This window comes from Variovorax sp. GW821-FHT09D07, from assembly GCF_059416345.1.
The window spans coordinates 54,262-74,477 of record NZ_JBWKOY010000003.1 but is presented as its reverse complement, the minus strand read 5'-3'; the positions used below and the strand labels follow the sequence as shown (position 1 = coordinate 74,477).

Here is a 20,216-nt window from a genome sequence, read left to right as displayed (position 1 = left end):
ACTACTCCCCGGAGTTTCCCGATGCCTCCTGGCAACCTCAACCCACAGAACGTGCTCGGCGGTTCCATCAAGGACCGCGTGCGCCCCGCCAATGCCGCTGAACTCGACGGCATTCCGTGGCTGCCCACGCTCACGCCCGCCGAGCGCCGCCGCGCCGAGGCCACGCTCGTGGTGGGCGAGGCCGAGCCCGGCGACCTGGTGTGCCGCGTCGGGCGTTCGCCCACCTACTGGTTCGGCGTGGTCGAGGGGTTGCTGAAGATGAGCAACGACAACGCCGACGGCGGCTCGGTCACCTACACCGGCGTGCCGCCCGGCGGCTGGTTCGGCGAGGGCACGGTGATGAAGCGCGAGCCCTACCGCTACAACATCCAGGCGCTGCGCCGCAGCCTCGTGGCGGGGCTGCCGATCGAGAGCTTCCACTGGCTGCTGGACCACTCCATCGGCTTCAACCGCTTCGTGATGAACCAGCTCAACGAGCGGCTGGGCCAGTTCATCGCGGCGCTGGAGATCGACCGCCTGAACAACCCCGACGCGCGCGTGGCGCGCAACCTGGTGTCGCTGTTCAACCCGGTGCTGTACCCCGGCGTGGGCGAGGTCTTGCGCATCACGCAGCAGGAACTGGCGTACCTTGTCGGCCTGTCGCGCCAGCGCGTGAACGAGGCGCTCAATGCGCTGTCGGCGCAGGGGCTGATCCGCGTGGAGTACGGTGGCCTGCGCGTGCTCGACCTGCCGGGCCTGCGCGCCACCGCGATGTCCAGCCGCAAGAACAACAGCACTTCGAACTGAAAGAAAAAAACATGGCCCTCTCCGACCACCTGCAGATCGTGCCCGCCGACGCCCAGGCGAGCTTTCTTCCGCCGCAGCAGCAACAGGCCACGCAGGCCCGCAACGAGGAAGACGACGGGCCGACGCTGGAAGAAGCCATCGACCGCGCCGAGGCCTTGGGCGAACAGATCGACGCGCTCAACGAAATATTGGCGCGCCCGCTCAAGGACATCCTGGCCGACCGCGAGAAGTCGGAAGAGGCCGCGCTGGCCTGGGACCGTTTCGGCGCGATGTGGATGCTGTCGCAGCGCGCCATGCGCCGTGTCGCGCTCGACCTGGCGGCGCAGCTCGGCGTGAGCGAGGAAGAGGTCGTGGCGCGCGCCATGGCGAACGCCAACGCGGTGCTCAACGGCGCGGACGAGGTCGACCTCGGCGGCTCCATCGCACCGGCGCAGCTGCAGCACATCGCCCGGCATCGCAACTTCCTGCGCGCCCAGTTCCGTACCGGCTGACGCGCGCGGCCTTTCGATATCCCTTAGCCTTGCGGCCTTCTCCTGCCCCTACACAACCATGACCACCTCCGCCTCTTCCCACCTCACCGTCATCACCGGCGCCTCGCGCGGCCTGGGCCGTGCCATGGCCGAACAGCTGCTGCAGGCTGGCCACACGGTGCTCGGCATCGCGCGCAAGTCCTCGCCCGAACTCGCCGAGGCCCCCAAGGCGGCCGACGCCGAACTGACGCAATGGGAGCAGGACCTGTCCGACCCGGTGGCCGCCGCGGCGCGCCTGTCGGACTGGCTGCGCACGCTGGACGGCCAGCGCTTCGACAGCGTCACGCTCATCAACAACGCCGGCACCGTCGGCAACCCCGCGCCGCTGTCGCGCGCCGTGCCGGCTGAACTGGCGCAGGCGCTGCGCATCGGGCTCGAGGCGCCGATGCTGCTCACGGCCGCTTTTCTCGGCGGCACGCGCGAATGGCGCGGCGCGCGCAAGGTGCTGAACATCTCGTCGGGCCTGGGCCGCAACGCCCTGGGCAGCCAGGCACCGTACTGCGCGGCCAAGGCCGGCATGGACCATTTCTCGCGCGCCGTGGCGCTCGAAGAGGTGCATGCACCGAACGGCGCGCGCATCGTGTCGCTGGCGCCCGGCATCATCGACACCGACATGCAGGTGCAACTGCGCGGCGCTTCGGCCGAACAGTTTCCGGACCGCACGCGCTTCGTGAGCATGAAGGAAGAAGGCCGGCTCGACAGCCCCCAGAGCGCGGCGACCAAGGTGCTCGCCTACCTGGCGCGCGCGGACTTCGGCAGCAACCCCGTGGCCGACGTGCGCGACCCGGCCTGAGCACGGCGACCACATCATGGCCACCGCAAAGTCCATCGACACCGTCGAATACAAGCTCTTCCCATCGCCGAGGAACGTGCACCGCATCGTCTTCGAGCACCAGGTGTTCGTGCCGTACCCGTACGCGCTGATCGTGATGGACGAGTTCTATTTCAAGGGCCGCTACAGCCTGTTCTCGGCCTGCCGCATGAGCGACGGGAAGATGGGGCAGGTGGCGACGTTCGAGGATGCGGCGGACGTCGAGATCTTCAACGCCAAGTTCGTGCCTGATTGAGCGCGCCCCCAGGCTTCGCGCACTTCGTGTCGCTTCGCCAACCCCCTACCGGGGGCAACACCAGCGGCCCGGCAAAGCCGGTTCCGCGGTGTTCCTGGTAATAGCCCCTCTTACTCGATCGTCGCGCCCGAGGCCTGCACGATCCCCTTCCACTTCTCGTAGTCGGTCTTCAGCAGCGCGGCGAACTGCTCCGGCGTCATGCTCTGCGGCTCCGCGCCCTGGGCGATGATGGCCGCCTTCATCTCGGGCGTGGCCAGCAGCTTGTTGATCGCCGCATTCAGCGTGGCGACGACGTCCTTGGGCGTGCCGGCCGGCACGAAGACGCCGTACCAGGTGCTCACGTCGAAGTCCTTGTAGCCCAGCTCGGCCACGGTGGGCGTGTCGGGCAGCGAGGTGCTGCGCTTGGCGGAGGTGACGGCCAGCGGGCGCAGCTTGCCGGCCTTGATCTGCGCCATGGCCGAAGGCACCGACGACACCATCAGGTCGACGTTGCCCGCGAGCACGTCCATCATGGCCGCGTTGGAGCCCTTGTAGGGCACGTGGCGCATCTTGATCTTGGCGGCGCCGTTGAAGATCTCGCCGGCCAGGTGGATGGTGGTGCCGTTGCCGGGCGAGCCGTAGGTGACGGTGTCGGGCGCGGCGCGCGCGGCCTTCACCACGTCGTCCAGCGTCTTGAACTTGGAGTTGGCCTGCGTGACGATCACCACGGGCGTGTAGGCCACGTGGGCCACGGCCGTGAGGTCCTTCACCGGGTTGTAGCTCAGGCTCTTGTAGAGCCAGGGCGCGACGACCATGTTGTCCTTCTGGCCCATCACGATGTCGTAGCCCGTGGGCGTGGCGCGCGCGGCCTCGGCGATGCCGATGGTGCCGCCGGCGCCCGCGCGGTTGTCGGGCACCACGGTCCAGTGGTTGGCCTCGGTGAGCTTCTGCGCGACCAGGCGCGCCAGGATGTCGGTGCCGCCGCCGGGCGGGAAGGGCACGACCATGCGGATGGGCTTGGCCGGGTAGGCGGCGGTCTGGGCGTGGGCCGGGGCGGTGGCCGCCACGGCGGTGAAGGCCAGCGCAAAGGCCAGCGGACGGAGGAAGTTCGATGGGGTCATGGGGGGCATTGTCTCGTTGTGGGGGCAGGGGGGATGCAGTCTGCCGGAACTGCCGGCGCGGGGTTTTCGCGGTTCGCGATGGCCCTCGTCTCGGCTGGCGGGGGCAGAACGCGGGGCGGTGCGTACTTTCGGACGCCTTGACATGCCGCGAGGCGAGTCGAATACTCCACCAAATGGTTGAGTATTTCTGGCTCGCCCGGCGCTCGGCGGCTTCCGGGCGCCCATCCTCTTTGCGGGAGGCTCCCATGCTCGGACACATCAATGCAGTGGCCAACCTGGCGGTGAAAGACCTCGCCGTGGCCCGACGCTTCTACGAAGACACGCTCGGCCTGGCGCAGGTCGATGCCGAAGGCGACGAGGTCATCGTCTACCGCAGCGGCAACACGCGGCTCAACGTCTACCGCTCGGCCTTCGCGGGCACCAACCAGGCCACGGCCGTGACCTGGTCGGTCGACGGCGACATCGAGCGCCTCGTGGCCGCGCTCAAGGCCAAGGGCGTGCGCTTCGAGCACTACGACATGCCCGGCACCACGCTCGCGGGCGACATCCACGTCATGGGCGACATGAAGGTCGCGTGGTTCAAGGACCCGGACGGGAACATCCTGAACCTCATCAACGTCTGAGCCGCCCCTGTCCATCCGGCATCCCCCGTTTGGGGGAAGCCAAGGGCGACGCGCTGCGGACAATTCCTCCTGCCATGCACCGGCCTGGCATGGAGGAGTCACCACATGCGCGCACCGCCGCCCGAGCAGTCAACGCCTGAACCATCCGCGCGCCCCGAGCGCGTCGCGGTCATCGCCATCCACGGCGTGGCCGACCAGAAGGCCGGCGACACGGCGCGCGCCATCGCCTCGCTGATGCTCAACCACCCCGGCGAGGGCGCCACCTACCGCCAGGCCGACTGCGACAGCCACCTCCTGCCGGTGCCGCCGCTGACCTCGATGGTGCAGCAGCGCACGGGGCATCAAGACAAGAACGAGAAGGCCGCCACGGAAGGCGCCGCCGCGCAGAAGGCCTACGTGCCGCCCGTGCGCAAGGCGATGCGGCAGTCGAAGACGTCCGACTTCAGCGCCGACGACTGGATCTCGACCGCCGAGGCCGACGACGCGGGCGTGGTGCGTGCCGCCAAGGGGCGCGGGCCGCTCACGCCGCGCGAGCTGAAGAAGAGCAACCCCGACATCGCCTTCAGCGACTACCTGCTGTTCAAGTCGCAGCGCGCCGAGCCCGACCACGAGGCCTACGAGGCCACGCGCGTGCGCATGACGCGCGACGCCACCGATGCCCACGGGCAGCCGGTGCAGCAGCGCATCGACGTGCACGAGATGTACTGGGCCGATCTGTCGCGCCTGCCGGGCTCGGTGGCGCGCATCGTCGCCGAGCTGTTCACCATCGTGTTCCGCCTCTCGCAGCTGGGCCGCGACGCGGTGGACCGGGCCGCCGAAGCGGCGGGTGTGAACAGGAAGCCCAGACCTTCGGGCGCGCGGCGCTGGGCCTGCCTGGCGAAGCTGCAGACCGCGCTCGACTGGGCCTTTGCCAACCTGCTGGCCAACCTCTTCCTGCAGCTGCTGCTGGTCGGGCTGGTGATCGCGGGGCTCGGCGGACTGGCGCGGGTCGAGCCCGCGCCCCATGCGTTGTCGCTCACCGAACTGCTGCGCCGGGTGCTGGCCGTGGCGGTGCCGGTGCTGGCGATCTGGTGGTACTGCTACCAGGCGCGCACAAAGGCCTCCTCGCGGATCGTGGTGGGCCTGTACGCGCTCTTGGCGGGCTGGTTCCTGTGGGCGCTGGTGCCCGCGCACTGGGTGGTCGGCGTGGCCTGGCTGGCGCTGCTCGCCGCGTTGGCCGACCGTGCCCTGCGCATCGCGCGCGACCGCTTTCCGGCGGCGCGCACCTGGGGGCTGGGGCTGATGGCGCTGACCGCCGCGGCGCTGCTGGTGCACGTGGCGATCAACGCCTCGGCCGCCGGCGCGACGGACGACCTGCGCCACTGGGTGCGTGCCGGCATGCGGGTGGTCGAGTACCTGCTGCTGGGCGTCGTGGCCTGGTGGGGCGTGGCCGGCGTGCTGCTCATCGCCTGGCTGCTCGCCGGGGAGACGGTGCCCGACCGCGGCGCCGCCGCGCGCGCCAGCATCGCCACGGGGCGGCTGGGGCTGTTCGTGTCGGTGGCGGCGTTCGTGGCGCTGTCGATGGTGTCGTGGGCCGTGCTGACGAACCTCGTGGAACTCGGCGCGAAGGACGTCGACTACGCGCCGTTCTGGTTCGGCAAGGACGTCTACTGGGCCGACGGCGCGAACTTCCTGCACAGCCGCTACGAGAAGAGCACGCAGGCCTTCGCCTTGACGGCCGGCCTCACGCTGTCGCTGCTGGCCTACCTGGTGGCGGTGCTGGTGCCCAGCCTGTTCGCCGAGCTCAAGGTGGCCTTCGGCACCTCGCAGGGCCTGGGCCGCTGGCTCGGCGCGGGCTACCGGCGGCTGGACCGCTTCGTCGCCGTGCTGACCAGCGCCAGCGTGGTGGTCGCCTTCGCGGTGGCCCTGTTGCTGGTGCTCAAGCAGTGCAATGTCTCGGTCGGGGGGCTGGTGGACGACACGGTGATCTGGGTGTCGGCGCTGTCGCAAAGCGGCCTCAAGCCGCTGATCTTCACCGCCGCCACGCTGGCCGCCTCCGTCTCGCTGCTCGGCGGTTTTCTCACGCGCACCGTGCCGGGCCTGCGCATGCCGCTCGACGTGGCGCTGGACGTCGACGGCCACTTCCGCGAGTTCCCGCGCCGCGCCATTCCGCGCGCGCGCATCTTCTCGCGCTACGTGTCGCTGCTGGAGCACGTGGCGGCGCAGGGCTACGACCGCATCGTGATCGTGGCCCACAGCCAGGGCACGGTGATCTCGACCGAGCTGCTGCGCTACCTGCAGTTCCGCGCCGCGCAGCAGGTCGATGCGCGGGTGACCGACCTCTGGGCGGCGCTCAACAAGAGCCGGCTCCTGCTGCTCACCGCCGGCTGCCCGCTGCGCCAGTTGTATGCGGCGCGTTTTCCGCACCTCTACGGCTGGGTGACGGCGGAAGACGCGAACGGCGGCGGGCCGAGCGCGGCCCAGGTCGGCGTGGCCCGCTGGGTCAACCTCTACACGGCGGGTGACTACGTCGGGCGCTGGCTCTGGGGCGAGGACGACAAGCCCTACGAGCAGGTGACGACGCCGCCGGCCTGGTGCGTCGCGGCCGAGCACGAGGCCTGCCTCGGCCTGGGCGCCCACACCCACTACTTCGACCTCGACCAGGCGCACGTGGCGCGCTGGATCGACTGGATGGTGACGGCGCGCCCATGAAAAAGCCGGCCCGCAGGCCGGCTTTTTCTTCATGCCGAAAGCGCGGGCTTCAGCCGAAGTTCTTCGCTGCGAAGTCCCAGTTCACCAGCTTGGCCAGGAAGGTCTCGACGAACTTCGGGCGCAGGTTGCGATAGTCGATGTAGTACGCGTGTTCCCACACGTCCACCGTCAGCAGCGCGGTGTCGGCGGTGGTCAGCGGCGTGCCGGCGGCGCCGGTGTTCACGATGTCCACCGAACCGTCGGCCTTCTTCACGAGCCACGTCCAGCCCGAACCGAAGTTGCCGACGGCCGACTTCACGAAGGCTTCCTTGAAGGCGTCGTAGCTGCCCCACTTGGCGTCGATGGCCTTGGCCAGCGCGCCGGTCGGTGCGCCGCCGCCTTGCGGCTTCATGCAGTTCCAGAAGAAGGTGTGGTTCCAGATCTGGGCGGCGTTGTTGTAGATGCCGCCGCTGGACTTCTTGACGATCTCTTCGAGCGTCATCGCTTCGAACTCGGTGCCCTTTTGCAGGTTGTTCAGGTTCACCACGTAGGCGTTGTGGTGCTTGCCGTGGTGGAACTCGAGCGTTTCCTGCGAGTACTCGGGGGCCAGCGCGTCGATGGCGTACGGCAGCGGGGGAAGGGTGTGTTCCATGGTGGAGTCTTTCTTTCTAGTTGGTGGAAGGGAAAAAACAGTTCGGTGCCTCAGGCGCGGGCCTTGGGCACGATGCGGTAGGCGCAGCGCCGCGCGCCCGCGAGCACGTGCTCGACACGGCTCACGTCGGCCTCGGGCCCCAGCACCTCGTCGAAGAGCTGCAGCTCGCTGCGGCAAAAGCCGGTGCAGGCCTGCGCCGCGGTGCAGATGGGGCAGTGGTTCTCGATGAAGAGAAAGCCGTCGCCCTCGGCCCGGTACTCGGCCATGTAGCCCTCGCGGCTGCGGATGTCCGCGAGCCGCTCGAGCCGCGTCTCGAGGTTGCGCGCGCCGCGCATGGCCTCGGTGTAGGTGGCGCGCATGGTGGCTTCGCGCGCGCCGATGAGCTGGTCCATGCCCTTTTCGCCGAACACGCTGATCACGGCGCTGATCATCTGCACCGTCATCTCGGCGTGCGTGTCGGGAAAGCGCTTGTGGCCCTCGCCGGTGAGCCGCCAGATCTGGGTGGGGCGGCCGCGGCCGCTGGAGCGGCTCTCGGCGTCCACCAGCCCTTCGGTTTCGAGCTTGGACATCTGCTGGCGCACCGCCTCGACCGTCACGTGCAGCACCTTGGCGATGTCGGGGATGCCGAGCGCGCCGCGGGTCTTCAGCGTGGAGAGGATGCGGTCTGCCGGCTGGTGCGGCATCCAGGTGGGCTTGGTGGCATCGGGGGCGGACATGGCGGCTTCGGTCGTGGGGGAAAACAGCGTCATTGTCAGGTGGTTGGGCCTCCCCTCGCATCCGTGGGCGCTTGCCACCCCCCCCCGAGCGCCTTGTAAAGCGCCACGAGGCTGGTGAACGAGGCCGTTTCAGCCTCGGCCACGGCATCCTGCGCGCGCAGCAGGGTGCGCTGCGCGTCGAGCACGCTCAGGTAGGGCGCGGCGCCTTCGCGGTAGCGCACTTCGGCCAGCTCGGCGGCGCGGCCGCTGCGGGCCGAGGCCTCGAGCAGCCGCTGCAGGCGCAGCTGGTTCTGGCCGTAGCCGGTGAGGGCGCTTTCGACGTCCTCGATGGCGCGCAGCACGGTCTGTTCGTAGACGGCGCGCTCGCCCTCGGCACGCGCTTCGGCGCCGCGCAGGCGGGCCTTGACCGAGCCCAGCCGCAGCGCAGGCCAGCTCACGCCGGGCGTGACGCTGAAGGCGCGGCTCGACGAACTGCCCAGGTCGGCCCCCCGCAGCGCGATGAAGCCCAGGAAGCCGCCGATGTCGACGCGCGGGTACAGCTCGGCCGTGGCCGCGCCCACGTCGGCGGTGCTGGCGGCCAGGCCGCGCTCGGCGCGCAGCACGTCGGGCCGGCGGCGCAGCAGCTCGCCCAGGTCGCCGATGGGCAGGCGCTTGTCGAGCACACGCAGCGGGTGCGGCTGCAGCATGGGTGTCAGCTCGGCCGGGCGCAGGCCCGCCAGCACGGCGACGCGGTGCGCAGCCTGGCGGCGCGTGGTCTCGAGCGCGGGCAACTGGCTCTCGGTGCTGGCCAGGTTGGCCTGCGCGCTGGCCAGGTCGCCTTCGAGGCCGCGCCCGGTGCGCACCTGCGCCTCGGTCACGCGCAGGCTCTGGCGCAGGCTCTCGAGGGTGCGCTGCGTCACGGCCAGGCGCTGCTCGGCGCCGCGCATCTCGTAGTAGTTGCGTGCCAGTTCGGCCACGGCCACGATGCGCACCTGTTCGAGGTCGGCCGCGCTGGCCTGGGCGCGTGCGGTGGCGGCTTCGTCGAGGCGTTGCAGGCGGCCGAAGAGGTCGATCTCCCAACCGGCGTCGAAGCCGGTGCGGCTGCTCTGCGCCAGCGTACGCGCATCGGCCGGCACGCCGTTGCCCTGCGCGATGCTGCGCGTCTTGCTGGCGCCCAGCGTCACCACCGGCAGGCGGTCGAGCTCGGCTTCGGTCTGCATCGCACGCGCTTCCAGCAGCCGCGCGTGGGCGATGCGGATGTCGTGGTTGCCGGCCAGCGCACGCTCGACGAGCGCGTCGAGCTGCGGGTCGTCGAGCTGGCGCCACCAGTCGCGTTGCACCGCGTCGGGCGCGAACAGCGCGCGCTCGGGGGCGGCGATGGCCACCGGCGCATCGTTCGGCGCGGCGTACTTCGGCCCGACCGCGCAACCGGCCAGCACCAGCAGGCTGAGTGCGAACGGTGCGGCGTAGGAGAAGGGTCTTCTTGTCGTCATGGTCATGCTCCCGGTGTCTCAGACGGTGTCGCCGGCAGGCTCGCGCGCCACGAGCGCCTCGAGTTCGGCGGCGCGCTGCGAGCGCCCCACCGTGCGGTGGTCGCGCGCCAGCAGCGTGTACATGGTGGGCAGCACGAACAGCGTGAACAGCGTGCCCACCAGCATGCCGACCACGATCACCAGGCCGATGCTGAAGCGGCTGTTGGCGCCCGCGCCGCTCGCGAACAGCAGCGGCACCAGGCCCACCACCATCGCGGCCGTGGTCATCAGGATCGGGCGCAGCCGGATGCGCGCGGCCTGCTCGATGGCGGCGCGGCGCTCCAGGTTCAGGCGCTCCTGGATCTCGTTGGCGAACTCCACCATCAGGATGCCGTGCTTGCTGATGAGCCCGATGAGCGTCACCAGCCCGATCTGCGTGTAGATGTTGATGGTGGCAAAGCCCAGCGCCAGCGGCACCAGCGCGCCGCAGATCGACATCGGCACGCTGACCAGGATGATCAGCGGGTCGCGCAGGCTCTCGTACTGCGCGGCCAGCACCAGGTAGATCACCACGATCGCGAACACGAAAGCCATCACCAGCGCCGAGCCTTCCTGCGTGAACTGGCGTGCGTCCGACTGCCAGTCGTAGCTGAAGCCGGCCGGCAGCTTCTTGGCCTCTTCGCTGAGGAACGCCACGGCGTCGCCCATGGTCACGCCCGGCATCGGAATGGCCTGGAAGGTCGCGGCGTTGAGCTGGTTGAACTGCGTGAGCTTGTTGGGGCCCACGCTGGTCGACAGCTGCACCAGGTTGGCCAGCGGCACGGGCTGGCCGCTCGCGCTCTTCACGAAGTAGCGAGCGAGCGCCTCGGCCGTGAGCCGCTGGTCGCGCGGCGACTGCGGAATCACGTCGTACGAGCGCCCGTCCATGCCGAAGCGGTTGACGTAGTTCTCGCCCACCAGCACGGCCAGCGTGTCGCCGATGGCCTTCATGGTCACGCCCATGCTGTTGGCCTTGGCGCGGTCCACGCGCACCTCGGTCACGGGGTTGTTGAACTCCAGGTCGCTGTCGACCACGGCGAACTTGCCGCTCTCGCGCGCCGCCTTCTTCAGCGTTTCCATCGCCTCGAACACGCTGCGGTGGTCGCCCGCGCTGCGGATCACCATCTGCACCGGAAGCCCACCGGTCGAACCGGGAAGCGACGGCAGCTGAAAGGCGAACACGCTGCTGCCCTCGACCTCGTTCATGCCGCCCTGCACGTCGCCCTGGATCTGGTCGGCGTTGCGCTGGCGATCTTTCCAGTCGGACAGCTGCACGCCGCCGATGCTGTTGGAGACGCCGTCCGAGCCGTTGATGAGCCAGCGGCCGGTGTTCTCGGGCAGCTTGGCCAGCACCTCGTCCCACTTCTGGCCGAACTTCTCGACGTAGTCGATGTTGGCGTGCTGCGGCGACTTGATGACGGTCATCACCATCGCCTGGTCTTCGCCCGGCGCCAGCTCGCGCTGCGCCGCGTTGTACAAAAAGGGCAGGCTCACCAGCACGGCCGCCGCCAGCAGGCCCGTGACCCAGCGGTGGTGCAGCGACACGTCGAGCAGCCGCCCGTAGGCCGTGGCCAGCTTGTGGAAGAAGGCCTCGGCATAGCGCGCCATGCGGCCCGCCGTGGCGTCCTGCGGCAGCAGGAACGAACTCATCACCGGCGACAGCGTGAGCGCGATCACGCCCGACACCACCACCGCGCCCGCCAGCGTGAACGCGAACTCCTTGAACAGCGACCCCGTGAGTCCGCCCATGAGGCCGATGGGCGCGTACACCGCGGCCAGCGTGAGCGTCATCGCGATCACCGGGCCGGCCACTTCGCGTGCGCCGATCAGCGCGGCCTGCACGCGCGACTTGCCTTCCTCGATATGGCGGTGCACGTTCTCCACCACCACGATGGCATCGTCCACCACCAGCCCGATGGCCAGCACCATCGCCAGCAGCGTGAGCAGGTTGATGCTGAAGCCGAACAGCAGCATCAGTGCCGCCGCGCCCAGCATCGACAGCGGAATGGTCACCACCGGAATGAGCACCGCGCGCAGCGAGCCCAGGCACAGGAAGATCACCAGCACCACGATGGCGATCGCTTCGAGCAGCGTCTTCTGCACCTCGTCGATCGAGGCCTCGATGAAGCGCGCGAGCTCGAAAGGCAGCTGCACCTCCACGCCCGGCGGCAGGTTCTGCTTGATGCCGGGCAGCAGGTCGCGGATGCGCTTCACGATCACCAGCGGGTTTCCGTTGGGCGCCGCTTGCAGGCCCAGGTAGATGGCCTTGTCGCCGTCCATCGTCGCGCTGCTGTCGGCGCTCGCCGCGCCGAGCTCCACCGTGGCCACGTCGCCCAGGCGCACGATGGCGTCGCTTCCACCGTCGGTCTGGCGCTTGATGACCATGTCGCGGAACTCGGCCACGTTCACCAGGTCGGTGTTCACGCGGATGTTCGACACCACGTACAGGCCCTTCACCTGCCCGGGGGCGGCCTGCACGTTGTTCTGGCGCAGCGCGTCGGCCAGCTCGCCGGCCGAGATGCCGCGCGCGGCCATGCGGTTGGCGTCCAGCCACACGCGCATCGCCAGCGTCTGCCCGCCCGACACCTCGACGCCCGAGACGCCCTCGATCGACGCGAACTGCGGCTGCACCACGCGCGAGAGGTAGTCGGTGAGCTGCGGCACGGGCATCGTCTTGCTCGAGAAGCCCACGTACGCGACGGCCGTGGCCTCGCCCGACGACTTGAGGATCACCGGGTCGAAGGCCTCGGCCGGCAGCCGGTACTTCACCTGGCTGACCTGCGCCATCGCCTGCGTGAGCGCCTGGTTGGCGTCGGCGTTGAGCTTCATGCGCACGCTGATCACGCTGCGGCCCAGCGTGGAGGACGACGAAAGGTAGTCGACGTTCTCGATGGTCGCCACCGCCTGCGCGATCGGCTGCGTGACGAAGCCCTGCATCAGCTCCGGCGAGGCGCCGGGGTACTGCGTGGTGATGGTGAGCGTGGTGCTCTCGGTGAGCGGGTACTGGCGCACCGGCAGGTCGCCCAGCGCACGCGCGCCGAGCAGCAGGATGAGCGTGCTCACCACCAGCGCCAGCACGGGCCGGCGCACGAAGAGGTCGGTGAACTTCATGACTTCGGCTCCGTGAGGGCCAGCGTGTCCTTCGCGGCCGGGGCCACGGCGGCGCCGTTGTACAGGCGCAGCTGGCCCGAGGTGACGACCTGCTCGCCGGCCTTCAGGCCCTGCTCGACGACGACCAGGCCGTCTTGCCGCTCGCCGGTCTTCACGAACACCTGCTGCACCGAGAAGCCGTCGCCCTTGTCGCCGGCGCGCACCACGAACACCGAGTCGCCGTGCGTGCTGTAGGTGATGGCGGTTTCAGGCACCGCGATGGCGTCGGCGCGCGCGGGCAGCGCCACCTTGGCGTTGACGTACATGCCGGGCGTGAGCGCGCCGTCGGCGTTGTCGACCGTGGCCTGCAGCCGCACGGTGCGCGTGTCGCTGCCGATCATGGGTTCGATGGCGCTGAGCTTCGCGGGGAACACGCGGCCCGGGTAGGCGTCGACCGCGAGCGCCACCGCCTGGTTGCGCTTGAGCGCCGGCAGCGCGTTCTCGGGCAGCGTGAGGTTGGCGAACAGCGTGCGCGCATCGGTGAGCGACACCAGCGCATCGCCGGCGCGCACGAACTGGCCGAGGTTGACCTTGCGGATGCCCAGCACGCCGTCGAACGGCGCCCGGATGTGCTTCTGCTCGATGAGCGCCTGCACGCGGCGCAACTCGCCGCTGGCCTGGTCGAAGGCGGCTTGCGCCTGCTCCATCTGCTCCTGCGTGGCGGCCTGCTGTGGCAGCAGGCGGCGCGTGCGTTCGAGCAGGGCCCTGGCATTGGCCTGCTGGGCGCGCAGCCGTTCGAGGTCGCCCTGCTCGGGCGCGTCGTTCAGCTGCACCAGCAGTTGGCCGGCGCGCACCTGCGCGCCCGGCGTGAAGAGGATCTTCGCGACCCGTCCCTCCACCTCGGCCGGCACTTCGACCTGCCGGTTGGCCTCCAGCGTGCCGATGCCGCCGAGAAAGCGCGCCATCTCGGTCTGCCGCGCGGGGGCCACCGCCACCTTGGCCGGCGGCATGGCGCCGCCCTGTGCATGGGCCGGCTGGAATTTCGCCACGAGCCCGTAGCCCGCCGCGCCCAGCACCGCGACCGTGAGACCGGCGCCGAGCCAGGTCCTGGATTGTTTGTTCATACGCAACCTGCTTTTTTATCAAAGAAAGTGCTTTGATTATTAGATCGCGTCCGAACGCTGTCGAGAAAGACGTGGCAATGGCCCCGATAGGACAGGGCTATCTTTGGCGTCGCGTGCATGGTGGGTGCTCCGGGTGGTTGCGCGGGGACATCCCCGCACCCCGAAGACGGGCGGCGCGTCGCTTTTGTGACGCGGCGGCGGTGCGCAATCGCCGTACGGCCGCCGGGACATCGCTCGCGCCGCCAGGCGCCGATGTACATTGCGACCTGCGCATGAACCTATTCAGCATGGCCACCAAACCCCGTAAGAAGTCCGCGGCTGTCACCGAGGACGAGGTCTTCGACATGGCCGCCGACCTGTTCCGGGCCATGGCCGCGCCCATGCGGCTGAAGATCGTGAGCCTGCTGTGCAACGGCGAGAAGAACGTGAGCGAGCTGCTCGCGCAGATCGACACCACGCAGCCCAACATGTCGCAGCACCTGAACACGCTCTACCAGGCGGGCGTGCTCGCACGACGCCGCGACGGCGTGAGCATCTACTACAGCATCGCGAACGAAACCGTGGTGGCGCTGTGCCGCAGCATCTGCGTGCAGATCGCCATCGAGCAGGAATAAGAAGAGAAGAAGAAGGCCGGCGTCAGCCGGCTTTCGCGCCTCAGGGCTTCAGGTAGACGTAGCCTTCCTTCGCCTGCAGCCGCGCCACCTCGGCCACGCCCGAGGGCACCACCTTGGTTTCCATCAGCAGCTTGCCCGCGTCGATGTTGCGCGTGGTCAGCGTGTTGTTGCACACCTTGAACTCCACGCCGCGTCCGGCCAATGCGCTCACCGGGCCGCTGAACTCGCGGCCCCGGCTGTCCTTCGCATCGCTCAGCAGGAAGTCGATGCCGGGGCCGTGCGTGACCACGACGATCTTCGCCTTCGGCTCCGCGTTCAGGTGGTTCGTGATGTTCGCCAGGATGGCGGCGCTGCTCTCCACGCCGGTGTTGACGTGGTAGACCACCTTGGTCTCCTGCGCGCCCGCGAACGTGGCGACCATGGCGAGCAGGAAAGCGATGAATGCGTGTCTCATGGGGAAACCCTCTGGCTGTTGTCGTTGCCCGCAAAATATCATCTTCTGCTTATATTTACAGCCGGGCAAGCCCGCGGCCTTCGCCGCCCAGCCCGCAGGAGACGACCCACGATGTTCCCGTGCCGGCCCACCGCCGTTCGCGCGAAGGCGCTGCTGATGTGCGCTGCGCTCTGGCTGAGCGCCAGTGCCGCGTTCGCGGCCCCCGAGATCCGCCCGCTGCCGGTGGCGCCCGACATCTACTACGTGCAGGGCATCCCCGCGCTGGGCTCGAAAGAGAACCAGAACTTCATCTCCAACGCCGGCTTCGTCGTCACGCGCGACAGCGTCGTGATGATCGACGCGCTCGGCTCGCCCGCCGTCGCCGAGCGCATGGTGCAAGAGATCCGCAAGCTCACGCCCAAGCCGATCAGCCACGTCATCCTCACGCACTACCACGCCGACCACATCTACGGCCTGCAGGTGTTCAAGGCGCTGGGCGCGCAGATCGTGGCGCACACGCGGGGCAAGAGCTACCTCACGTCCGACACCGCGCGGCTGCGGCTCGAGGCCTCGCGCCAGGAGCTCGCGCCATGGATCGACGAGCGCACGCGGCTGGTGCCGGCCGACGTGTGGATCGACGGGCGCACCGAGCTCACCATCGGCGGCACGCGATTCGTGATCCAGCCCGCCGGCCCCGCGCACACGCCCGAAGACCTGGCCATCTTTTTGCCGCAGCAGAAGGTGCTGTTCACCGGCGACATCGTGTTCCGCAACCGCACGCCCTACGTGGGCTCGGCCGACAGCCGGCACTGGATCGCGTCGCTCGACGCGCTGCTCGCGCTCGACGCACGCACCATCGTGCCGGGCCACGGCCCCGCGTCGGACGACCCCGCGCAAGACCTGCGGCAGACGCGCGACTACCTCGTCTTCCTGCGCGGCGCGATGCAGAAGGCCGCCACCGAGATGACGCCCTTCGACGAGGCCTACGCCGCCACCGACTGGTCGCGCTTCGAGGCCTGGCCGCTGTTCAAGGTGGCCAACCGCATGAACGCCTACAACACCTACCTGCTGCTGGAGCAGGAGGCGCGATGAGCGGCGACCGCACGCGCCGGCAGCTCGTCGCGGGTCTTGCCGCGTGGTGCGTCGCGCCGATGGCCGTGCATGCGGCCGATGTGCAACTGCCCGCGCCCGTCTCGCTGGCTGGCGCGCTCGCCGCGGCGCTGGCCCGCGCGCAACCGCTGGTCGTCATGGCCAGCCTGCAGGGCTGCCCCTTCTGCAAGATCGCGCGCGAGCACTACCTCATGCCCGAACTCGCCGCGGGCCTGCCCGTGGTGCAGATCGACTTTCGCGACGCGCGCACCGTGCGCGACTTCGACGGTTCAGCACGCACGCACGACGCGCTCATCAAGGCGTGGCATGTCAGCGTCGCGCCGACCGTGCTCTTCTTCGGCCGCAACGGCCGCGAGGTCGCCGAGCGCCTGACCGGCGGCGACTCGGACTTCTACGGCGCCTACCTCGAAGCACGCCTGCAGCAAGCGCGCACCGCCGTCCGAAGCTGACGTTATGCATGGCGAAACCGAACGGGTTTCCCCCAAGAGCAAAGCCCTTCCCTTGTTCACGATCGTCCCTAAAATCAATACATAACGATTTACTTATTTAACGATGAAACCGGCCGCTTCGGGGCGCGTTTCGAGGAGACCGAATTGAAGTTGCTGCTGCCGTCGCTCGCCGTCGCTGTCACCGCCTTGCTGCTGTCGACACCGGCCCTTGCCAACAAGGAACTGGCCCAGAAGAACGCCTGCCTCGCCTGCCACGCGGTCGACAAGAAGCTGGTCGGCCCCGCCTACCTCGACGTCGCGAAGAAGTACACCGGCCAGGCCGACGCGCTCGCCGCGCTCACCGCGAGCATCCAGAAGGGCAGCACCGGCAAGTGGGGCGCCGTGCCCATGCCCGCGCAGCCCGCGATGAGCGAGGCCGATGCCAAGGCGCTGGCCGCCTGGGTGTTGGGCGGCGCCAAGTAAGGCCCACGGACGCGACGCGATGAGCGGCAGCATCCAGCAGACCGGGCAGGTGCGCAAGGCACCCGAGAACTTTCTCGACGCGCAGGGCGTGCGCGCCGTCTTCGCCGAAGCCGGCAAGGGGCGGCGCGACTTCATCCGCAACGCTTTCGCCGCCGCCGTTGCAGGCACGGCGGCCACGTCGTCCGCGCTTGCGCAAACGCGCACCGCCGTGGGCGACGGTGACCCCGCGATATTGAACCTGCCCGCGCACAGCACGGGCCTCGGCCAGCCGGTCGTCACTGACGGCTACGGCAAGCCTTCCAAATACGAAGCCAACGTGCAGCGCCGCCAGAGCCCGGGGCTCACGCCGACCGCGCAGGCCTCGGTGTCGTTCGCGCCGCTGCAGTCGCTGTTCGGCATCGTCACGCCCAGCGGCCTGCACTTCGAGCGGCACCACCAGGGCTGGTGGGACATCGATCCGTCCAAGCACCGCCTGATGGTCAACGGCATGGTGAAGACGCCGAAGGTCTTCACGCTCGACGAGCTGATGCGGCTGCCCTCGGTGTCGCGCTTTCACTTCATCGAGTGCGGCGCCAACACCGGCATGGAGTGGGGCAACGTCGCCGTGCCCACGGCCCAGTACACGCACGGCATGCTGTCGTGCAGCGAGTTCACCGGCGTGCCGCTGATCACGCTGCTCGAGATGGCGGGCGCCGACCTGAAGGGCGAGCGCTTCGTGCTCGCCGAAGGCGCCGACGGTTCGTCGATGACGCGCACCATTCCCATGAGCCTCATCCGCTCGGGTGAGGTGCTCGTGGCCTACGGCCAGAACGGCGAGATGCTGCGGCCCGAGCAGGGCTACCCGCTGCGGCTCGTGGTGCCCGGCGTGCAGGGCGTGAGCTGGGTCAAGTACCTGCGCCGCATCGAACTCGGCGACCAGCCCTACGGCGCCAAGGACGAGACCGTGCACTACGTCGACCTGATGCCCGACGGCCAGCACCGCCAGTACACCAGCATCCAGGAATGCAAGAGCGTCGTGACCACGCCTTCGGGCGGGCAGATGCTGCTCGACAAGGGCTTCTACAACATCACCGGCCTCGCATGGTCGGGCCGCGGCAAGGTCAAGCGCGTGGACGTGAGCGTGGACGGCGGACGCAACTGGCGCACCGCGCGGCTCGAATCGCCCGTGCTCTCGAAGTGCCTCACGCGCTTCAACATCGACTGGGTGTGGGACGGCACGCCCGCCATCATCCAGAGCCGCGCGATGGACGACACCGGCTACGTGCAGCCCAGCTACAAGCAGCTGCGCGCGGTGCGCGGCACGCGTTCGATCTATCACAACAACGCCATCCAGTCGTGGCAGGTGCAGGCGAACGGGGAGGTGGCGAATGTCCAGCTTTCCTAAGCGCGCGCTGCTGTTGCTGGTCCTCGCTGGCAGCGCTGCGGCATGGGCGCAACCGAAGACGGCAGGCTATGCTGGCATCGGCCGCGACGCCACGCCCAAGGAAGTGGCCGCGTGGGACATCGACGTGCGTCCCGACTTCAAGGGCCTGCCGCCCGGCTCGGGCTCCGTCACGCGCGGGCAGGACCTGTGGGAAGGCAAGTGCGCTTCGTGCCACGGCGTGTTCGGCGAATCGAACCAGGTGTTCAGCCCGATCGTTGGCGGCACCACCGCAGAAGACATCAAGAGCGGCCACGTCGCACGCCTGAAAGACCCGGCGTTCCCCGGCCGCACCACGCTGATGAAGGTCACGAGCCTGTCGACCGTGTGGGACTACGTGTACCGCGCCATGCCGTGGAACCAGCCCAAGTCGCTGACGCCCGACGACGTGTACGCCGTCACCGCCTACATGCTGAACCTCGGCGGCATCGTGCCCGACGACTTCACGCTGTCCGACAAGAACATCCGCGAGGTGCAGGCCCGCATGCCCAACCGCAACGGCGGCACCACCGCGCATGCGATGTGGCCCGGCAGCGAGTTCGGCCGCGCGACGAAGCCCGACGTGTCGGCCGTGGCCTGCATGCGCGACTGCGTGCCGGCGGCGTCGTCCGTCGCGCAACTGCCGGCGCATGCGCGCGGCAGCCACGGCAACCTCGCCGACCAGAACCGGCTGGTGGGCGCGCAGCGCGGCATCGCCACCGCAGCGCCTGCGGCTGCTGCCGTGAAGACCAGCGCACCGGCCGCGGCCCCGAAAGTGCCCGTGGCGCTGCTCGAGAAGAACAGCTGCACCGCCTGCCACGGCATGACGCAAAAGCTCGTCGGCCCCGCCTTCTCGGACATCGCGAAGAAGTACCCCGGCCAGGCCGACCACCTGCTGCAGAAGATCAAGGCAGGCAGCACCGGCGTCTGGGGGGCGATCCCGATGCCGCCGCAGACCCTCGGCGACGATGATGCCAAGGCCATCGCCCGCTGGCTCGCCGATAGCGCCGGACCATGATTCGACAGGAGACAACCCCATGAAAAACCGCAGACAGATGCTCACGCAGTCCGCCGCCCTCGCAGGCCTGGCGGCCACCGCCGGCTGGCTCCCCGCCACCGCCCTCGCGTATTCGAAAGACGCCTTCGACGCCAAGAGCGTGGCCGACGCGCTCAAGGCCGTCGGCGTCACCGGCGCGCCCACCGAGAGCAAGGACGTCACCATCACCGGCCCCGACATCGCCGAAAACGGCGCCGTGGTGCCGCTCAGCGTGGCCACCGCCTTGCCCGGCGTGAAGCAGCTCATGCTGCTGGTCGAGAAGAACCCCAACGCCGTGGTCGCGATCTTCAACACCTCGGAGTTCGTCGAGTCGAACTTCACCACGCGCGCCAAGCTGGGCCAGTCGTCCGACGTGTACGCGATCGCGGTCATGAACGACGGCAAGGCGCTCTTCGCCAAGAAGGAAGTCAAGGTCACGCTCGGCGGCTGCGGCGGCTGAGCGACGGGCTTCACACACAGAACACGACGAGAAGAAGGAGACCACCATGGCAGATCCCATGCGCATCCGCGCCCAGGCCGCGGGCGACAAGACGACCGTGCGCATCCTCATGGCGCACGAAATGGAAACCGGCCAGCGCAAGGACGCCGCCGGCAAGACCATCCCCGCCTGGTTCATCCAGGAGGTCACGGCCTCGCTCAACGGCAAGACCGTGCTCACGGCCGACTGGGGCCCGGCGGTGTCGAAGAACCCCTTCATGCAGTTCACGCTGAAGGGCGCGAAGGCCGGCGACAAGATCGCCGTGACCTGGAAGGACAACCGCGGCGACACCCGCACCGACGAAGCCACCGTCAGCTGACGCTTTCTTCGCCCACGCGGGCGCTCGCTCGCGTGTTGTGTTCCCCA

21 protein-coding genes are annotated in these 20,216 nt (G+C 69.1%); 14 read left to right on the top strand and 7 right to left on the bottom strand.

Features of this window, described 5'->3' with window-relative positions:
* Positions 1–21: 21 nt before the first annotated feature.
* Genes AC07OX_RS11760 through AC07OX_RS11745 form a run of 4 tightly spaced genes read left to right on the top strand, consistent with a single transcriptional unit; the run spans position 22 to position 2,383 of the window.
* On the top strand, positions 22–786 hold the full coding sequence (locus AC07OX_RS11760; protein ID WP_062473884.1) for a Crp/Fnr family transcriptional regulator: 765 nt from the start codon (positions 22–24) through the stop codon (positions 784–786).
* Positions 787–797: 11 nt separating this feature from the next.
* Positions 798–1,277 carry a hypothetical protein gene (locus AC07OX_RS11755; RefSeq protein ID WP_062473882.1) on the top strand — a complete coding sequence of 160 codons (480 nt, stop codon included), beginning with the start codon at positions 798–800 and terminating at the stop codon, positions 1,275–1,277.
* A gap of 58 nt (positions 1,278–1,335) precedes the next feature.
* Positions 1,336–2,109 (top strand): SDR family NAD(P)-dependent oxidoreductase, encoded by a 774-nt coding sequence (locus AC07OX_RS11750; RefSeq protein ID WP_495261460.1) that lies wholly within the window; start codon positions 1,336–1,338, stop codon positions 2,107–2,109.
* A gap of 16 nt (positions 2,110–2,125) precedes the next feature.
* A complete protein-coding gene (locus tag AC07OX_RS11745) occupies positions 2,126–2,383 on the top strand; it encodes a hypothetical protein (RefSeq protein ID WP_062473877.1) in 258 nt (85 codons plus the stop codon).
* Positions 2,384–2,493: 110 nt separating this feature from the next.
* On the opposite strand, the gene AC07OX_RS11740 is transcribed toward AC07OX_RS11745, so the two are convergent.
* On the bottom strand, positions 2,494–3,483 hold the full coding sequence (locus tag AC07OX_RS11740) for a Bug family tripartite tricarboxylate transporter substrate binding protein (RefSeq protein ID WP_495261461.1): 990 nt from the start codon (positions 3,481–3,483) through the stop codon (positions 2,494–2,496).
* A 245-nt stretch (positions 3,484–3,728) separates the two neighbouring features.
* Between AC07OX_RS11740 and AC07OX_RS11735 the strand changes: the two genes are divergently transcribed.
* Entirely contained in the window at positions 3,729–4,106 is a 378-nt protein-coding gene (locus AC07OX_RS11735; protein ID WP_492683392.1) for a VOC family protein, read from the top strand.
* Between the two features lie 105 nt (positions 4,107–4,211).
* Entirely contained in the window at positions 4,212–6,797 is a 2,586-nt protein-coding gene (locus tag AC07OX_RS11730) for a hypothetical protein (protein WP_495261462.1), read from the top strand.
* A gap of 49 nt (positions 6,798–6,846) precedes the next feature.
* Here the strand turns inward: AC07OX_RS11730 and AC07OX_RS11725 are convergent, their stop codons facing one another.
* Genes AC07OX_RS11725 through AC07OX_RS11705 form a run of 5 tightly spaced genes read right to left on the bottom strand, consistent with a single transcriptional unit; the run spans position 6,847 to position 13,848 of the window.
* Positions 6,847–7,428 carry a superoxide dismutase gene (locus AC07OX_RS11725; RefSeq protein ID WP_062473869.1) on the bottom strand — a complete coding sequence of 194 codons (582 nt, stop codon included), beginning with the start codon at positions 7,426–7,428 and terminating at the stop codon, positions 6,847–6,849.
* 50 nt (positions 7,429–7,478) lie between these two features.
* Entirely contained in the window at positions 7,479–8,144 is a 666-nt protein-coding gene (locus AC07OX_RS11720; RefSeq protein ID WP_492686917.1) for a helix-turn-helix transcriptional regulator, read from the bottom strand.
* Positions 8,145–8,179: 35 nt separating this feature from the next.
* A complete protein-coding gene (locus AC07OX_RS11715) occupies positions 8,180–9,622 on the bottom strand; it encodes an efflux transporter outer membrane subunit (protein ID WP_495261463.1) in 1,443 nt (480 codons plus the stop codon).
* Between the two features lie 12 nt (positions 9,623–9,634).
* Positions 9,635–12,745 (bottom strand): MexW/MexI family multidrug efflux RND transporter permease subunit, encoded by a 3,111-nt coding sequence (locus AC07OX_RS11710; RefSeq protein ID WP_495261464.1) that lies wholly within the window; start codon positions 12,743–12,745, stop codon positions 9,635–9,637.
* Positions 12,742–13,848, bottom strand: a complete 1,107-nt coding sequence (locus tag AC07OX_RS11705) for an efflux RND transporter periplasmic adaptor subunit (protein WP_495261465.1) — start codon at positions 13,846–13,848, stop codon at positions 12,742–12,744. Before AC07OX_RS11705 ends, AC07OX_RS11710 begins: the two co-directional genes overlap by 4 nt.
* Before the next feature lie 287 nt (positions 13,849–14,135).
* Here AC07OX_RS11705 and AC07OX_RS11700 point away from each other — a divergent pair, with 287 nt between their 5' ends.
* Positions 14,136–14,462 (top strand): ArsR/SmtB family transcription factor, encoded by a 327-nt coding sequence (locus AC07OX_RS11700; protein WP_062473861.1) that lies wholly within the window; start codon positions 14,136–14,138, stop codon positions 14,460–14,462.
* A gap of 40 nt (positions 14,463–14,502) precedes the next feature.
* Here AC07OX_RS11700 and AC07OX_RS11695 read toward each other — a convergent pair whose 3' ends face one another.
* A complete protein-coding gene (locus AC07OX_RS11695) occupies positions 14,503–14,916 on the bottom strand; it encodes a DsrE family protein (protein WP_062473859.1) in 414 nt (137 codons plus the stop codon).
* A gap of 111 nt (positions 14,917–15,027) precedes the next feature.
* On the opposite strand from AC07OX_RS11695, the gene AC07OX_RS11690 reads away from it, so the two are divergent.
* The 7 genes from AC07OX_RS11690 to soxZ all read left to right on the top strand — a co-directional run bounded on the left by AC07OX_RS11690 (position 15,028) and on the right by soxZ (position 20,169).
* Complete coding sequence (locus tag AC07OX_RS11690; protein WP_095950320.1) at positions 15,028–15,987, top strand: MBL fold metallo-hydrolase; 960 nt, start codon at positions 15,028–15,030, stop codon at positions 15,985–15,987.
* Positions 15,984–16,454, top strand: coding sequence for a thioredoxin fold domain-containing protein (locus tag AC07OX_RS11685; RefSeq protein ID WP_095950319.1), 471 nt, complete (start codon positions 15,984–15,986; stop codon positions 16,452–16,454). Before AC07OX_RS11690 ends, AC07OX_RS11685 begins: the two co-directional genes overlap by 4 nt.
* 144 nt (positions 16,455–16,598) lie before the next feature.
* A complete protein-coding gene (locus AC07OX_RS11680) occupies positions 16,599–16,916 on the top strand; it encodes a c-type cytochrome (protein ID WP_062473853.1) in 318 nt (105 codons plus the stop codon).
* Between the two features lie 19 nt (positions 16,917–16,935).
* Positions 16,936–18,300 (top strand): sulfite dehydrogenase, encoded by a 1,365-nt coding sequence (soxC, locus tag AC07OX_RS11675; protein ID WP_095747119.1) that lies wholly within the window; start codon positions 16,936–16,938, stop codon positions 18,298–18,300.
* Positions 18,284–19,333: a c-type cytochrome gene (locus AC07OX_RS11670; RefSeq protein ID WP_495261466.1), complete on the top strand. Its 1,050-nt coding sequence runs from the start codon at positions 18,284–18,286 to the stop codon at positions 19,331–19,333. The genes soxC and AC07OX_RS11670 overlap by 17 nt, the downstream gene beginning before the upstream one ends.
* 19 nt (positions 19,334–19,352) lie before the next feature.
* Positions 19,353–19,811, top strand: a complete 459-nt coding sequence (gene soxY, locus AC07OX_RS11665; protein ID WP_056576806.1) for a thiosulfate oxidation carrier protein SoxY — start codon at positions 19,353–19,355, stop codon at positions 19,809–19,811.
* 46 nt (positions 19,812–19,857) lie between these two features.
* The gene (gene soxZ / locus AC07OX_RS11660; RefSeq protein ID WP_172438442.1) at positions 19,858–20,169 is read left to right on the top strand and encodes a thiosulfate oxidation carrier complex protein SoxZ; all 312 of its coding nucleotides are present in this window, start codon (positions 19,858–19,860) and stop codon (positions 20,167–20,169) included.
* The last annotated feature ends 47 nt before the right edge of the window (positions 20,170–20,216 follow it).

Coding starts and splice junctions, on each gene's coding strand:
- AC07OX_RS11670 (WP_495261466.1), top strand. CDS start 18,284: ATGTCCAGCTTTCCTAAGCGCGCGCTGCTGTTGCTGGTCCTCGCTGGC.
- soxY (WP_056576806.1), top strand. CDS start 19,353: ATGAAAAACCGCAGACAGATGCTCACGCAGTCCGCCGCCCTCGCAGGC.
- AC07OX_RS11760 (WP_062473884.1), top strand. CDS start 22: ATGCCTCCTGGCAACCTCAACCCACAGAACGTGCTCGGCGGTTCCATC.
- AC07OX_RS11695 (WP_062473859.1), bottom strand. CDS start 14,916: ATGAGACACGCATTCATCGCTTTCCTGCTCGCCATGGTCGCCACGTTC.
- AC07OX_RS11710 (WP_495261464.1), bottom strand. CDS start 12,745: ATGAAGTTCACCGACCTCTTCGTGCGCCGGCCCGTGCTGGCGCTGGTG.
- AC07OX_RS11750 (WP_495261460.1), top strand. CDS start 1,336: ATGACCACCTCCGCCTCTTCCCACCTCACCGTCATCACCGGCGCCTCG.
- AC07OX_RS11745 (WP_062473877.1), top strand. CDS start 2,126: ATGGCCACCGCAAAGTCCATCGACACCGTCGAATACAAGCTCTTCCCA.
- AC07OX_RS11730 (WP_495261462.1), top strand. CDS start 4,212: ATGCGCGCACCGCCGCCCGAGCAGTCAACGCCTGAACCATCCGCGCGC.
- AC07OX_RS11705 (WP_495261465.1), bottom strand. CDS start 13,848: ATGAACAAACAATCCAGGACCTGGCTCGGCGCCGGTCTCACGGTCGCG.
- AC07OX_RS11715 (WP_495261463.1), bottom strand. CDS start 9,622: ATGACCATGACGACAAGAAGACCCTTCTCCTACGCCGCACCGTTCGCA.
- AC07OX_RS11690 (WP_095950320.1), top strand. CDS start 15,028: ATGTTCCCGTGCCGGCCCACCGCCGTTCGCGCGAAGGCGCTGCTGATG.
- AC07OX_RS11755 (WP_062473882.1), top strand. CDS start 798: ATGGCCCTCTCCGACCACCTGCAGATCGTGCCCGCCGACGCCCAGGCG.
- AC07OX_RS11685 (WP_095950319.1), top strand. CDS start 15,984: ATGAGCGGCGACCGCACGCGCCGGCAGCTCGTCGCGGGTCTTGCCGCG.
- AC07OX_RS11735 (WP_492683392.1), top strand. CDS start 3,729: ATGCTCGGACACATCAATGCAGTGGCCAACCTGGCGGTGAAAGACCTC.
- AC07OX_RS11720 (WP_492686917.1), bottom strand. CDS start 8,144: ATGTCCGCCCCCGATGCCACCAAGCCCACCTGGATGCCGCACCAGCCG.
- AC07OX_RS11740 (WP_495261461.1), bottom strand. CDS start 3,483: ATGACCCCATCGAACTTCCTCCGTCCGCTGGCCTTTGCGCTGGCCTTC.
- AC07OX_RS11725 (WP_062473869.1), bottom strand. CDS start 7,428: ATGGAACACACCCTTCCCCCGCTGCCGTACGCCATCGACGCGCTGGCC.
- AC07OX_RS11700 (WP_062473861.1), top strand. CDS start 14,136: ATGGCCACCAAACCCCGTAAGAAGTCCGCGGCTGTCACCGAGGACGAG.
- soxC (WP_095747119.1), top strand. CDS start 16,936: ATGAGCGGCAGCATCCAGCAGACCGGGCAGGTGCGCAAGGCACCCGAG.
- soxZ (WP_172438442.1), top strand. CDS start 19,858: ATGGCAGATCCCATGCGCATCCGCGCCCAGGCCGCGGGCGACAAGACG.